Raw genomic sequence first — 15,984 nt, 5'->3', positions numbered from 1 at the left:
CATGCTTTTCCTTTTTCCTTTAAAAAAGAAAAGATACAGCGGATAACAGGACGATGTTGCCTAATAAAGTCTATTGTTGCTGCTCTTAAAAATAAAAATAACCATTTGGTAAAACCATAAATCGCACTTTTAACCAAACTATGAAGAACCTTTTTTACTTTATTTCACTATTTTTTGTTTTGACTTTGCAAGCTCAGTTTAGTAAAACCCATTACTTACCTCCTATTGCAGCTCAATCGAATGTAGTGGAAGATCATTACATTTATATTTCTACTCCAAACACTAAAGATGTACCGTTTAAAATCATTGAGAATGGCGGCAATGTAATTTCGGGTGTGGTGAATAACGTAACCCCTTTTCGCTATTTTATAGGAACGGGAGATTTTACGCAATTGTTTACTCCAAAAAACACCATTGGAATTGTAAAAAACAAAGGATATGTAATTGAGGCCGAAGATTTGGTGTATGCTAATATTCGTGTGAATGCTGCAAGAAATGGCTTTAATGGTTATAACCATGCTGGTGGATTGGTCTCCAAAGGAAATAGTGCTTTGGGAAAAACATTCCGTTTGGGAGCAATGTTGAATCCTTTATTTGACCCTACACTACTGAATTTCGCCTCTATTTTGGCGACAGAAAACGGAACGAAAGTCACGATTTCGAATATACCGATCGGGACTATTTTGACCGATGGAACTGTGATCAATGGTCCAATAACAGTGACACTTAACAAAAATGAAAGTTATGTTTTGGCATTAGAAAACAATAGTTCAGCGAGTATTCCTTCGAATAGTGCGAAAATGATTGGCGCCTTGGTCGAATCGGATAAAGCGGTAGTAGTCAATGCAGGTTCATTTTGTGGTAGTAATAGTACTGTTCTTGGAACAAATAATAATGGCCAACAGGCCCCAGTAGGAAGAGATGTAGGGTTTGATCAAATTGTTCCTATTGAACGCACAGGAACCGAGTATATTTTTGCCAAAGGATTAGGAACAGATGAATTGGAACGAGTTTTATTGGTAGCCCATACAGACCAAACCAAAATATTTCTTAACGGTGCCACAGCTCCTTTTGCTACCTTGAACAAAGGAGAATATGTGGCGATAGATGGAACTAATTTTATCAATGGTAGTCTGTATGTAACCTCTTCTGAAAAAGTTTTTGCCTACCAAAGTATCGGAGGAACTGCTTCGCCAGCCAATCAAAACATGTTTTTTGTGCCACCTTTGAACTGTTCAACACCAAACGTGGTAGATAACATTCCAAATATTCAGGAAATTGGTAGTGTCATTTATGATGGTGGATTGAATATCATTACAGAAACTGGAGCAACGGTTTTAATAAATAATATACCCATTGCTGCTAGCCCCCAATCCATTACTGGTAATCCTGATTTTGTTAAATATACTATTTCTAATTTAACAGGTAACATTGCAGTAAAATCGACCAAACAAGTATATGTTTCCTATTTTGCAACAAATGGAGCGGCTACTTATGGTGGCTACTATTCTGGTTTTGATTTGAAACCAGAAATCGTATCCGATAAAATAGCCATTGGTACCTCATCTTGTATCCCAAATGTGGTTTTAAAGATTAGCACCTTGTCTGCCTATGACACCTTTCAATGGTACAAAGATGATACAGAGATAGCCGGAGCAATTACCAATACCTATACACCTACTACACCGGGTTATTATCAAGTTAGAGGAAGTATTTCGGGCTGTTTGAGTGATGTTTTTTCAGATAAAATACCCGTTAGTGATTGCGCCAAAGACGATGACAATGATGGTACAAACAACAACATTGATATTGATTGGGACAATGATGGCCTAGTAAACAGTACCGAAAGCAGTACTATGTTACTCAACCAAAATAACACCTTAGCATCAAGTGATTATGACGGAACTATAACAGGCACAGGAACGATTTCGGGTTATCCTTTTTATGGATTTGTTTCCGAAGTACCTCCTGTTAAAAATACTCCAAATAACTATACTTTGACCTTTAAAAAACCTGAAATTATTACTTTTCAATACATAATAGATGGGACTTCCCAAACTACGCCTGTTGCAGATTTAGCCAATGGTGAGGGTGATTTCATAGTTAGTGCTCCCACAAATCAGACGTTGACTATTACCAATCCGTTTGATGATGTCATAATTGACACTAATTTTGATGGTATTTATGAAAGTGGCGTCAAAGAATTTACCTCTTTCGAAATTCGTTTTAGATTTAAAAGCACCACACCTATTCCCCAAGGTGGCGCACGCTTCAAAATTCAAGGATACAAAATTACAGCCTTAACTTTTAAGCATTATAATCTTTCAGAAACGACAAGCAATCGTGCGGCATTTATGCTAAGTCAAAACATAGGAACGGACTCTGATGCTGATGGCATTCCAAATGCCTTAGATTTAGATAGTGATAATGACGGAATTCCTGACAGTATTGAAGCTCAAGGAAAAGGGTTTAGATCTTTTTCAAGTGTAGATACAAACAAAGACGGTTTGGATGACGCCTTTGAACCTGGATTACAACCCATTAACTCTGATACTGATGCAACCATCAATTTTACGGGCTATGACAACCTAGACCTTGATAGCGACAATGATGGTATCTATGACCTAGTTGAAGCAGGACACATTGCCGTCGATGCGAACAAAGACGGCAAAGTAGACGGTAATGTAGGGTTGAATGGTTTATTAGATAGCTTAGAAACTGCTCCTGATAGCGGAAAATTAATGTATACCATAGCGGATTCTGATGCGGATGGTAACTTCAACTATTTTGAATTAGATAGTGATGATGATGGTTGCAAAGACGTCATCGAAGCTGGATTCCAAGATGCTGAAGCAGATGGATTATTAGGAAATAGTCCAGTGACCGTAAACGACAAAGGAATTGTTACATCCGGTACTGGATATACTACTCCCAGTGCAAATTACATACTAGCTGCTCCAATAATAATTACCACACAACCGGTGAGTCAATCACAATGTCTACTGCAAAGTACTACTTTTGAAGTGGTCTCTAATGCAGAAAGTTTTCAATGGGAATTGAGTACTGATGGTACAACTTGGACGTCACTAACCAATAACGCAAACTATGCTGGTGTTACAACCAAAACACTACAAGTCAATGGCATTGCCGCCAATATGAATGGCTACAGCTATCGTGTGCAATTGAACAGAGTAGGAAACTCTTGTGGTTTAACTTCTACAGTGGCAACATTAACCACATTAGCACTTCCAACTGTCGCCTCAAGTATCACGTTGAAACAATGTGATGATAACATTGATGGTATCTCTGATTTTAATCTCACCGAAAAAAATAGTTTCATTAGTACAAATTATCTAAACGAATCGTTTACTTATTTTAAAACTGCTGCTGGAGCTACAAACAATGATGCAGCAACAAAAATTGCTGACCCAACCAAATATACCAGTGGTATAGGAAGCGTTTGGGCAAGAGTAGAAAACGCCAATGGATGCTTTAGAACCAGTGAGATCAAATTAATCGTTTCGGCTACACAAATTCCAGCCTCTTTTCAGCGCAATTTTACGGTTTGCGATGATTATGTAGATACGGCAAACGACGACAGAGATGGAATCGCCACCTTTAATTTTAGTAGTGTAACAAGTGATATCCAAGCAATACTTCCTTCACCAGCTACAGCCTACACTATAAAATATTTCCCTACACAAGCTGATGCTTTGGCTGAAACTAACGAAATCACGAATACTACATCTTACAGAAATACCATAGCAAATCAACACTCTATTTATGTAAGAGTGGATTCTACTCTTGACAACGCTTGTTTTGGCTTAGGAAATTATGTGACACTAACCGTTGAAAAATTACCTGTTGCCAATCCAATTACAGACTACAAAGAGTGTGATGAAATTAGCAATGATGGCATTTTTACATTCAATACCGCAACTTTACAAGCCGATTTACTAAAAGGACAAACCAATGTGGCGGTTACCTATTTTGACGAAAATAACAATCCGTTGCCCAGTCCGTTTCCATCTAATTTTTCGACTAGATCACAAACCATAAAAGCTCGAGTAACGAACACCATTACCAACACAAACAACAGCATTCCTTGTTATGACGAAACAACCATCAAATTTATAGTAGACGTTCATCCGGTTGCTAATGCAGTAACTATTCCTGCTGCTTGTGATGATGCCAACCCTAGCGATACCGATGGGCAAAATGCTTTTGATACCAGCACTATAGAAAGCCAATTATTAAATGGTCAAACTGGAATGGTAGTTCGTTATTTTGATGCTAACAATACTCCATTACCAAGTCCTTTACCTAATCCTTTTATCACCGCTACGCAAAATGTTAGAGCAACAGTTGAAAACCCAAAAAACACAACCTGCATTGAAGAAACCTTACTCTCATTTGTGGTAAATCCATTGCCGAATATTAATTTAAATACAGATGGATCTGAGGATGCCTTAGTATGTACCAATTTACCAACCTTCTCTGTACAACTCAACGCTGGAATTAATGATGGAAGTCCAATATCCAATTACACCTATATTTGGAAAAAAGACGGAGCTGTTTTATCTGGACAAATAAATTATACCATAAATGTTAATAGCGAAGGACTCTATACCGTTGACGTTGTTACTCCACAAGGATGTAGTAGAACGAGAACAATAAAAGTAACCGCCTCCGACATTGCCAAAATCGAATCTGTTGAAATTGTTGATTTGACCGATGTAAACAAAGTAACCATCAATGTATCAGGTAGTGGCGACTATGAATACAGTTTAAATGACATAACAGGTCCTTTTTCTTACTCGAATGTATTTGAAAACATTCCTTCTGGCATTCACACAATTTATATCAATGATAAAAATGGATGTGGCATTGTGAGCAAAGAAATCGCTGTTGTTGGTGCGCCCAAATACTTCACCCCAAACGGAGATGGATACAACGATTATTGGAATGTAAAAGGGACCAATACTGCCGCCAACTCAAAATCTGTGATTCGTATTTTTGATCGATACGGTAAATTGCTCACACAAATTTTCCCGAACAGTAATGGTTGGGACGGAACTTTTAATGGCCAACCACTACCTTCAGATGACTATTGGTACACTGTCGTACTCGAAGATGGTCGAGAAATCAAAGGCCATTTTGCTCTAAAACGATAATTTATAAAAGGTTTGACTGCCGGAATTGTCTCGGCGTCAAACCTTTTTTCTTCAAAAATATTCGGTTAAAATAACTCAAAGACTCATAACCGCATTGCATAGCAATCTGATTGATATCCAAATCTGTTTTTAATAAAATTTGGCAGCTTTCTTGTATCCGAATATCATTCAAATAATCTGAGAAAGTTTTACCTGTTGCTTTTTTAAAAAATTTGCAGAAATTACTTTCCGAAAGCGAAATCAAATTCGCTACCTCAGCCAAAGTAATTGTTTTAGTGAAGTTTTGCTCCAAATAACCACAAACTTTATTAATTCGTTTTTCTGTTTCTAAAGAATATAATGGCACAAATTTTTCTGTGGTCAATGGAACAGATTCCGCAGCACTCAATTGATTCAAAACTGACAAAAAAGAAAGAATACGTTCAAAACCCGAAGTCTCCGTAAGTTGAATCATCTCGTTTTTAATTCCCTCGTTCGAAGCAGTAAAAAAAAGTCCTTTTTGGGCATTGACTACCATTTTTTGCAAAGCATCACTTTCCTCAAAACCTAAAAAAGACGCTATAAATGAGGAAGAAAACTGTAACACAACTGCTTCAAACAACGAATCATCTTTAGATTTCCCTACCCAAGTATGTGGCAAATTTGGACCTATCAAAACCAAATCCCCATCCCCAAAAGACGCATAGCTATTTCCTACTAACCGAAAACCATTGCCTTTGACAATATAAGTCAATTCATATTCGGGATGATAATGCCATTTGAATTCAAAAAAAGGAATTTCAAATCGATAGCTATAAAAAGTAGCATTGGGTTGCTGCAATCTAATTTGTTCTAAAATCGGCTTCATAATACAATACTATTCATGTATTCATCAAATATAATTACATATATTCAATATAGTATCATAATTGAATAAAATAGGATTAATTCTGCACCGTTTATTCCACTAATTTTGGTACATTGAGTTTTTTTATTTGAAAAAGTAAAAGATACGACTTCAGAAACGTCAATTTCAATACTATGAAAGACTATTATATTCTTTTTGCTTTATTTTTTTTTAGCACTATGAATGCACAACAAAAAAAACAGGAACAGTACACGGCACTTCCTTTTGGAAGCATTACGCCTTCGGGCTGGATAAAAAATCAAATGGAAAATGACATGAAGGGTTTTGTTGGTCATCTTGACGAATTAGTTCCCGATTTGATTAATGATCCCATATATGGAAAAGGGAGACTGCAAAAACACAGTAAAGCAAAAGATTTGGGCAACCAAAAAGAAGGAGATGCCGAAGGAGATGAACAATACAAATGGTGGAATAGCGAAACACAATCCAATTGGTGGGATGGATATATTAGAAATGCCATTTTGCTGAATGATACCAAGGCTTTACAAAAAGTAAAAAAACATATCAACGAAATCTTAGCCACACAAGATGCTGACGGCTATCTTGGAATCTACGACCCTGAACTACGTTACAAGTTTAATTCAGAAAACGGAGAATTATGGGCAAAAGCCACTTTGTACCGTGGTTTATTAGCTTATTATGACTTCTCAAAAGATCCTAAAGTTTGGAATTCATTAGTAAAAGCCGTCAATAATGTCATGCAAAATTATCCTATAAACGCGTCAAGTCCGTTCAGTTCAGGGGAAAAATTCAATGGTGGAGTTTCTCACGGCTTAACGTTTACAGATGTTTTAGACAAGATGTACCAAATCACCAAAGAACAAAAATACCTAGACTATGCCCTATTCTTGTACTTAGATTACTCAAAAACGTATCAATCTGAAAAAGATGCGCAGTTACAAAACCTTTTAAATCCAAATTACAAACTGCAGTCGCACGGCGTTCATACATTTGAACATTTACGACCTTTAATTGTGGCTACTTATGCCAAAAGAAATCCTGAGATGGAACAAGCCCTTGTTACTTTTATACAACGCATCAGAGAAGTTACCACCACTACAGGAGGACCAATAGGAGATGAATGGATAGCTGAAAGAAAAGCCAATGCAGCACATACAGGTTATGAATATTGCTCTATACACGAACTTTTGGACAGCTACAGTGTATTGCTACAAAAAAATGGAGAAGCACATCTCGGAGATGACATCGAAACTATATTTTATAATGCTGCACAAGGGAGCCGAAATCCTAATCATTCGTGCATAGCCTATCTAAAAACAGACAACTCTTTTGAAATGATGGGAACCAAAAATGGTGAAATAGAACCCGATAGAAAACAAACCCGATACAAATACTCACCAGCGCATCAAGATGTAGCCGTTTGTTGCAATCCAAATGCCGGTAGGATTACATCTTATTTCCTAGAAAAATCTTGGTTGCTAGAAGATAACACTACACTTGTCGCAAGTTTGCTTGGTCCTTCAACTGTAAAAACAACCATAGAAAACAAACCCGTTCAAATTGAAGAGATTACTCAATATCCCTTTGAAAACCAGTTTACATTTAGAATACATAATCCTTTAAAGGTAAAACTTAATCTAAAAATCAGAAAACCGAATTGGGCGACTAAAATAATTGCATCAAAACCATACAAAGAGGTCAACGGATTTTTACTTTTTGAAGAAAATTGTCAAGAAAAAGAGGAGCTTACACTAAAATTTGAAGCGGAAATCATTGTCAAAAAGGACAATAACAACGAAAAATACTTCACTTATGGAGCTCAAGTTTTTGCGCTACCCATTCAAGCCGAAGAAATAAAAGGGAGACAGTACAAAATTGGTTTTTACGATGTAGAATATGCTCCTAAAGAAAAGTTAAGTTACTCCTTTATTGAGAAAAATAATGCTAAATTTAAAGATGGTAAAATAGAGGTAACTTTAAAAAAAAACAGTACCCAAACCACTGAAAAAGTGACTCTTATTCCTTTTGGAAAAACCATTTTAAGACAAGTTTCCTTTTAAAATATTGTATTTATGAAAAAAATCACCATTCTATTTCTAGTAATTACCACTTCAATTCAAGCACAAATCCAACGCATTGAACCAGCCAATTGGTGGGTGGGAATGAAACTCAATCAAATCACTTTATTGGTTTACGGAAACCATATTCAAGATTTAGAACCTACAACAAAATACGAAGGAGTAAGTATTGTAAAAACAGAGAAAGTTGAAAATCCAAACTATCTTTTTGTGACAATCAACATCGCTCCCGATACCAAAGTTGGAAAAGCTAAGATTGAATTCAAGAAAAAGGGAAAAACCATCATTACAAAAGATTTTCCTTTATTGGCAAGAGAAAACAACAGCGCGAACAGAGAAAGCTTCACTAACAAAGATGCTATACTCTTAATAATGCCTGATCGTTTTGCAAATGGTAATCCCAAAAATGATAACCTGCCAGGAAGTCTAGAAAAAGCCAATCGCGCTGACGAAAGCGGAAGACACGGTGGAGACATTCAAGGAATTATTAACAATCTAGATTACATTCAATCGCTTGGGTATACTCAAATTTGGAATACGCCATTGGTTGAAAACAATATGCCTAAATATTCTTACCATGGTTATGCAGCAACTGATTTTTATAAAATTGATTCCCGCTACGGTACCAATGAAGATTTTAAAAGACTAGTGCAAGAAGCCAAAAAAAGAAACATAGGTTTGATTTGGGATGTAGTTTTAAATCATTGTGGTTCTGAATATTACTTCATCAAAGACATGCCGATGAAGAATTGGGTTAATTTTCCGGATACCAAAGCAAGAACCAATCACTTGAAATCGACACTTTTGGATCCTTATGCCACCGAACAAGATAAAAAAGGCTATACTGATGGTTGGTTTGACGGACATATGCCCGATTTAAATCAACGAAATCCATTAATGGCGAGTTTCTTGATTCAAAACACCATTTGGTGGGTAGAATATGCTGGGCTTTCTGGTTTTAGAGAAGACACCTTTTCGTATGCAGACAAAGATTTCTTGGCCAAATGGACCAAAACCATTCTAGAAGAATATCCCAACTTTAATATCGTGGGTGAAGAAATGACCCATGTCACAGAAATCGCCGCCTATTGGCAAAAAGACAAAAAAAATAGAGACGGATACCAGTGCTACTTACCATCCTTAATGGATTTTGCTTTAACCGACAATTTGGTAAAAGCCTTGAATACTAAAAACGATTGGGAATCAACTTGGAAAGAAGTGTACAAAAGTATGGGGCAAGATTTCCAATTTCCGAACCCCAATAATTTGCTCATTTTCCCAGATAATCACGATATGGATCGCATTTATACTAGATTACAACACAATCTGGACCATTGGAAATTAGCGATGACGCTATATGCTACTATGCGAGGAATTCCGCAAATGTATTATGGTACTGAATTATTGTACAGACAAGAAAAACCTGGCAATGATGGTTTCAGAAGGGTCGATTTTTATGGCGGTTGGGAAGGAGACTCCAAAAATGCAGTTACTGGAAAAGGATTAACTAATGAAGAAGTAGAGGCACAAAAATTCTTTACCCATCTTTTCAATTGGAGAAAAACAGCCACCACTATCCACAATGGAAAATTCAAACATTATGTTCCAGAAAAAAATGAAGCTTACGTTTATTTTCGATACACCGATACTCAAAAAATAATGGTGATTTTGAATAAAAACGATAAAAAAATCACCTTGGACATGAAAACCTATCAAGACATGATTCCGTCTACTTTCAATGCAAAAGAAGCACTAAGTGGCAAGGAAATAAATGTGAATGGAACGCTAGAAGTAGCCCCAAAATCGGCCTTGATTCTAGAAATTAAATAGCTTTACAATGAAAAAACAGCTCACCACCTTCTTGGTTCTCTTTTTAATGTTTGCCGCAACAGCACAAGTACAAGTCACTTCAGGCAAGCTACAGCGTTTTGAAAATTTCAAATCAAAACTTATTGATGCCCGAAACATTGATGTTTGGTTGCCCGATGGCTATACTGAGAAAGAAAAATATGCCGTTTTGTATATGCATGACGGCCAAGCGTTATACGATGCACAAAGCACTTGGAACAAACAAGCTTGGGAAATAGATGAAGTGGCAGGAAAATTAATTGCCGAAGGAAAAACTCAAAAATTTATTGTGGTAGGTATTTGGAACAACGGCGCAAAACGCCACCCTGAATATTTCCCTCAAAAACCATTTGAAAGTTTGACTCCAATTCAAAGAGACACCATCACCGCACAATTACAAAAAGCAGGTAGAACCAAGGACATCTTCAAACCGTATTCTGATTTGTACCTTCAATTTTTGGTTACTGAGCTCAAACCCTTTATCGACAAGACATTCTCTACAAAAAAAGACCAAAAAAACACTTTCGTTGCTGGCTCAAGTATGGGAGGACTCATTTCGATGTATGCAATTTGCGAGTATCCTAAAGTTTTTGGAGGAGCGGCTTGTTTATCTACACATTGGCCAGGCACTTTTTCTTCAGAAAATAATCCCATTCCAAATGCCTTTGTAGATTACCTCAAAAAGAAGCTTCCCAATCCCAAAAATCATAGAATCTACTTTGATTATGGCGACCAAACTTTGGACGCATTGTACCCACCACTACAACAAAAAGTTGATGTTGTGATGAAAGAAAAAGGGTATTCTTCAATCAATTGGATGTCAAAATTCTTCCCCGGTGAAAACCATTCGGAGGTAGCTTGGGCCAAGCGATTGGATATCCCTCTCTTGTTTCTCTTAAAAAAATAAATCAAAAATGGTAAAACTCCTATTGCTCTTCTTTGGAATAAGTAGCCTCGCTTTTTCTCAAAATACAAGCCTTACTATAACTATTACTGGAATAAAAAACAACACTGGAAAGCTTACTGCAGAAGTCTATAACTCGAAAGGAAAGTTTTTAAAAAGTGCTTTTAAAACCGCTTCTTCAACTATAAAATCCAATTCGGCTACTGTTGTTTTTAATGATTTACCCAAATCCGAGTACACGATTATGGTATACCACGACGAAAACAACAATGGAAAATTGGATAAAAACTTTATCGGAATGCCAAAAGAAGCGGTAGCTTGTTCCAATAATGCGAAAGGTTTTATGGGACCACCAAAATATGAAGAGGCAAAATTTTCTCTTGTAGCTGACTCAAAAATTACAATAAAAATGAATGATAAACTATAATTTCAAATGGTATATATATTGTGTTAGGGATAGCAGCGGCATCCTTTTTGGGGCTTTTTTCTAGCCCCAAAAAGATATAGCGGATAGCCCGGTCCGCCTTTTTCTGGCGGGAAACACCATAAAAAAATCCCAAACTCCATTGACTCTGGAATTTGGGATTTTAAGTAGTGTATTTGAAAAGAATTAGATTTTATATCTTTTTCTATCGGTTTCAGACAAGTAAATCTTACGTAAACGTAATGATTTTGGAGTTACCTCAACATACTCATCTTTTTGGATGTACTCTAAAGCTTCTTCTAAAGAGAATTTAATCGCTGGGATAATTCTTGCTTTATCATCGGCTCCTGAAGAACGTACGTTGGATAACTTTTTAGTTTTAGTAACGTTAACCGTCATATCATCACTACGGGTGTTTTCGCCAATTACCTGACCTTCGTAGATATCCTCGTTAGGATCCACAAAGAATTTACCTCTGTCTTGTAATTTGTCGATAGAGTAAGGAATCGCTTTTCCGTTTTCCATAGAAATCAATGAACCATTGTTACGTCCTGGAATTTCACCTTTGTAAGGTTCGTAACCAATAAAACGATGTGACATAATGGCTTCACCAGCTGTTGCAGTCAACAATTGGTTACGTAAACCGATGATACCACGAGAAGGAATGTTGAATTTTACAATCATACGTTCTCCTTTTCCTTCCATAGATAACATTTCACCTTTACGGATAGAAACAAACTCTACAGCTCTACCTGAAAGGTTTTCTGGTAAATCGATAGTTAATTCTTCAACTGGTTCACATTTTACACCATCAATTTCTTTAATGATAACTTGTGGTTGACCAATTTGTAATTCGTATCCTTCTCTTCTCATCGTTTCGATTAACACTGACAAGTGCAATACACCACGACCAAAAACCATAAATTTATCAGCAGAATCAGTCTCGCCCACTTTCATGGCCAAGTTTTTCTCTAATTCTTTTGTCAAACGTTCTCTAATATGTCTAGAAGTAACAAATTTTCCTTCTTTACCAAAGAAAGGAGAATCGTTAATCGTAAACAACATACTCATTGTTGGCTCATCAATTGCGATGGTTTGTAACGCTTCTGGATTTTCAAAATCAGCGATAGTATCTCCAATTTCAAATCCTTCTACACCAACAATTGCACAAATATCTCCGGCTACAACTTGAGCTACTTTTTTACGGCCAAGACCTTCAAAAGTATGTAATTCTTTAATTCTTGATTTGATGATTTTACCATCTCTTTTTACCAAAGAAATTGGCATACCTTCATTCATAACACCTCTTTCCAAACGACCAATCGCAATACGACCAGTAAATGAAGAGAAATCTAAAGAAGTAATCAACATTTGTGGCGTACCTTCAGATACTTTTGGAGCAGGAACATTTTCAATTACCATATCCAACAAAGGTTCGATATTTTGAGTTTGAACTTTCCAATCATCAGACATCCAGTTGTTCTTAGCAGAACCGTATACTGTTGGGAAGTCTAATTGCCATTCTTGTGCACCCAATTCAAACATCAAGTCAAAAACTTTTTCGTGAACTTCTTCTGGAGTACAGTTTTCTTTGTCAACTTTATTGATAACCACACATGGTTTTAATCCCAAATCGATTGCTTTTTGTAAAACGAAACGCGTTTGAGGCATTGGTCCCTCAAAAGCATCTACAAGCAAACAAACACCATCAGCCATATTCAATACACGTTCTACTTCACCACCAAAATCCGCGTGACCAGGAGTATCAATGATATTGATTTTAGTTCCTTTATATTCAACGGATACGTTTTTGGATGTAATAGTAATCCCTCTTTCACGCTCTAAGTCGTTGTTATCAAGAATTAAATCACCTGTATTTTCGTTGTCACGAAATAATTGACAGTGATACATAATTTTATCAACCAAAGTGGTTTTACCGTGATCGACGTGGGCAATAATTGCAATGTTTCTAATAGATTCCATCTGTGATTTTTTGTGGGTGCAAATGTACACTTTATTTTCATATAAAAAACTTTCCGATAGGGATTACCAAAACAATGAATAACAAGAAGTTCAAGAACTATTCTTTCTAAAATACTAAGTATAGTAACAGAAATTTATAATTCTAACAAATAATTTATATATATTTGAGTAATGAAAAGTAAAACCAACCAAATAATTAGCATTTTCATTCTTTTCTCCATATTTATGGCCATTCTTTGGCATAAATTTTCAAATAAACTTCAGCTTGACAACCCCAACTACTACAACTTAGTAAAAGACATCATTTTTATCTTATTTGTAAGTTTATTATTTCGATACATTTTATCAAAAAACGACAAACGAAACCATCGGATTTTAGAAAAAATAAAATCCAATACCAATGAAATAAAAGAATCCAACGAAAAATATGACATTGTTTCCAAAGCAACTAGCGATACTATTTGGGATTGGAAAATACAAGAAGATGCCATAACTTGGAATAAAGGCATTGAAACCATTTTTGGTTACACCGAGGATCAAGTAGGCAATAATTCGGCATGGTGGTTTGATAAAATCCATCCTGAAGACAGCATCAAAATGTCAGTTAAATTATATTCATTTATTGAACAGAAATCCGAAAAATGGCAAGATCAATACCGTTTTAGATGTGCCGACAACACTTATAAATATGTTCTTGACAGAGGCTTTCTTTTAAAAGACAAAGAAGGTAGAGCCTATAGAATGATTGGAGCCATTCAAGATATTACAAAACAAAAGGAAGAAGAACAAAATCTAAAATTATTAGAAACAGTAGTTACTCAAACAAAAGATGCTGTAGTCATTACAAAATCGGATTCTGAGAACGCAACCATACCAAATATTATTTATGTAAATGATGCCTTTTGTACTATGACAGGTTACAAATCCAAAAAAGTAGTAACAAAACCATTCAACCCATTCAATACCGAACACCCAGATTTAGACGAATACGAAAAATTCAGTAAAGCGATTGCGGAAAAAAGAGAATGTCAAATTGAAACATTAACTAGGAAAAAAAACAAAGAAGAATATTGGGTACGTTTTTCAATGATTCCAATTTACAATGCAGATAATCAGCTTTCGCACTGGATTTCGATTCAAAAAGATGTTACTGAAGAAAGAAAACAAGAAAAAGAAAAAGAACAACTCATTCGAGAATTAACACAAAACAACAAAGATTTAAAGCAGTTTTCCTATATCACTTCACATAATTTAAGAGCACCATTATCAAATTTAATTGGTCTCTTAAACCTAATAGAAGATATTACCATTACGGATCCTGAATTACTAGAAATTGTAAATGGCTTCAAAAAATCAACCCATCTTCTAAACGAAACTATCAATGATTTAGTAAAAATTATTGTAATCAAAGATCAAATTTCAATACAAAAAGAAAATGTATCCATCAACGAAGTATTAGAACATGTTTTTAACCAACTGCATTTTCAAATTGAACAAGCTAAACCAAAACTTAAACTTAATTTTGAAGCTACAGATACGATTTATACCAACAAGGCATACCTTGAGAGCATATTAATGAACTTATTAACCAATTCTATTAAATATAAATCAGAAAGTAAACAATTAAAAATTTCGATAGCAACAAAAAAAGTAAACAACAAAACCATTGTCAAATTCAAAGACAATGGTATTGGAATAGATTTAAAAAGAAATTCCGAACATATTTTCGGCCTCTACCAACGATTTCACGATTATCCTGACAGCAAAGGCTTAGGGCTTTATTTAGTAAAATCACAAATTGAATCATTGGGTGGCAGCATCACGGTAGAAAGCGAAGTAAATAAAGGCACACAATTCATACTAACCTTTTAAACAAAAAAAATGTATAACACCATTTTTTGTATTGATGACGACCCAATTTCATTGATGATTTGCAAAAAAATTATCTCTAAAACTGAATTTGCTAAAGAGGTCATTACGGCTTTAAATGGCGAAGAAGCCATTAGAATGTATGATAATTTTAAAAAACACCCCACAGAATTCCTATCGAAACCAGCATTGATATTTCTTGATTTAAACATGCCTGTAATGGGAGGTTGGAAATTCTTGGAAATCTTTACCAGTGAAGAATATCACGAATTCAACACTGTAAAAGTGATTATACTTTCTTCAACAATAGACCCACAAGATTTAGCACAAGCAAAGACCTTCAGTGTTGTTGCTGATTTTCTTCCAAAACCCATTACTGTAGGAATGCTAGACTATTTAAAAGAAAAATTCAGCTAAAAATGGGCATAAAAAAAACTCCTATCAAAGGAGTTTTTATTTTTATGCTTTATTTATATTACAATTTAGCAACATGTTTAGTTAACTTAGATTTTAAATTAGAAGCTTTATTATCGTGGATAATATTTTTCTTAGCTAACTTATCAATCATAGAAATAACAGTAGACAATTTAGCTGTAGCATCAGCCTTATCCGTAGCAATTCTTAACGCTTTGATAGCATTACGAGTAGTTTTGTGTTGGTATCTGTTTAACACTCTTTTCTTTTCGTTACTTCTAATTCTCTTTAGAGCTGACTTATGATTTGCCATTGTATTTTTTTTTTATCTTTATTATTTTTCTGTAGTCCGTAAGGGAATCGAACCCCTGTTACCAAGACGAAATCTTGGAGTCCTAACCCCTAGACGAACGGACCAATAT

The 15,984-nt window shown here is 35.5% G+C and carries 10 protein-coding genes and 1 tRNA gene; 7 read left to right on the top strand and 4 right to left on the bottom strand.

Annotated elements, in window-relative coordinates:
* Positions 1 to 140 precede the first annotated feature (140 nt).
* Entirely contained in the window at positions 141 to 5,174 is a 5,034-nt protein-coding gene (locus ACSVH5_RS03495; protein ID WP_438060074.1) for a T9SS type B sorting domain-containing protein, read from the top strand.
* A gap of 1 nt (position 5,175) precedes the next feature.
* Here ACSVH5_RS03495 and ACSVH5_RS03490 read toward each other — a convergent pair whose 3' ends face one another.
* Entirely contained in the window at positions 5,176 to 6,021 is an 846-nt protein-coding gene (locus ACSVH5_RS03490) for an AraC family transcriptional regulator (RefSeq protein WP_438060073.1), read from the bottom strand.
* Positions 6,022 to 6,194: 173 nt separating this feature from the next.
* Here ACSVH5_RS03490 and ACSVH5_RS03485 point away from each other — a divergent pair, with 173 nt between their 5' ends.
* Genes ACSVH5_RS03485 through ACSVH5_RS03470 form a run of 4 tightly spaced genes read left to right on the top strand, consistent with a single transcriptional unit; the run spans position 6,195 to position 11,299 of the window.
* Entirely contained in the window at positions 6,195 to 8,102 is a 1,908-nt protein-coding gene (locus tag ACSVH5_RS03485) for a beta-L-arabinofuranosidase domain-containing protein (RefSeq protein WP_438060072.1), read from the top strand.
* 12 nt (positions 8,103 to 8,114) lie between these two features.
* Complete coding sequence (locus ACSVH5_RS03480; RefSeq protein WP_438060071.1) at positions 8,115 to 9,950, top strand: glycoside hydrolase family 13 protein; 1,836 nt, start codon at positions 8,115 to 8,117, stop codon at positions 9,948 to 9,950.
* A 7-nt stretch (positions 9,951 to 9,957) separates the two neighbouring features.
* On the top strand, positions 9,958 to 10,875 hold the full coding sequence (locus ACSVH5_RS03475; protein WP_438060070.1) for an alpha/beta hydrolase: 918 nt from the start codon (positions 9,958 to 9,960) through the stop codon (positions 10,873 to 10,875).
* Between the two features lie 7 nt (positions 10,876 to 10,882).
* Entirely contained in the window at positions 10,883 to 11,299 is a 417-nt protein-coding gene (locus ACSVH5_RS03470) for a DUF2141 domain-containing protein (protein WP_438060069.1), read from the top strand.
* 183 nt (positions 11,300 to 11,482) lie between these two features.
* On the opposite strand, the gene typA is transcribed toward ACSVH5_RS03470, so the two are convergent.
* Positions 11,483 to 13,279 (bottom strand): translational GTPase TypA, encoded by a 1,797-nt coding sequence (typA, locus tag ACSVH5_RS03465; protein WP_438060068.1) that lies wholly within the window; start codon positions 13,277 to 13,279, stop codon positions 11,483 to 11,485.
* A gap of 171 nt (positions 13,280 to 13,450) precedes the next feature.
* On the opposite strand from typA, the gene ACSVH5_RS03460 reads away from it, so the two are divergent.
* Positions 13,451 to 15,151, top strand: a complete 1,701-nt coding sequence (locus tag ACSVH5_RS03460; RefSeq protein ID WP_438060067.1) for a PAS domain-containing sensor histidine kinase — start codon at positions 13,451 to 13,453, stop codon at positions 15,149 to 15,151.
* A 9-nt stretch (positions 15,152 to 15,160) separates the two neighbouring features.
* A complete protein-coding gene (locus ACSVH5_RS03455; protein ID WP_438060066.1) occupies positions 15,161 to 15,565 on the top strand; it encodes a response regulator in 405 nt (134 codons plus the stop codon).
* A gap of 58 nt (positions 15,566 to 15,623) precedes the next feature.
* Here ACSVH5_RS03455 and rpsT read toward each other — a convergent pair whose 3' ends face one another.
* Both rpsT and ACSVH5_RS03445 read right to left on the bottom strand, forming a co-directional pair.
* The gene (gene rpsT / locus ACSVH5_RS03450) at positions 15,624 to 15,875 is read right to left on the bottom strand and encodes a 30S ribosomal protein S20 (protein ID WP_438060065.1); all 252 of its coding nucleotides are present in this window, start codon (positions 15,873 to 15,875) and stop codon (positions 15,624 to 15,626) included.
* A gap of 32 nt (positions 15,876 to 15,907) precedes the next feature.
* Positions 15,908 to 15,979, bottom strand: a tRNA-Glu gene (locus tag ACSVH5_RS03445).
* Between the last annotated feature and the right edge of the window lie 5 nt (positions 15,980 to 15,984).

This window comes from Flavobacterium sp. RSSA_27, assembly GCF_051547125.1.
Lineage (GTDB): Bacteria > Bacteroidota > Bacteroidia > Flavobacteriales > Flavobacteriaceae > Flavobacterium.
This window is presented reverse-complemented; position numbering and strand designations above follow the sequence as displayed.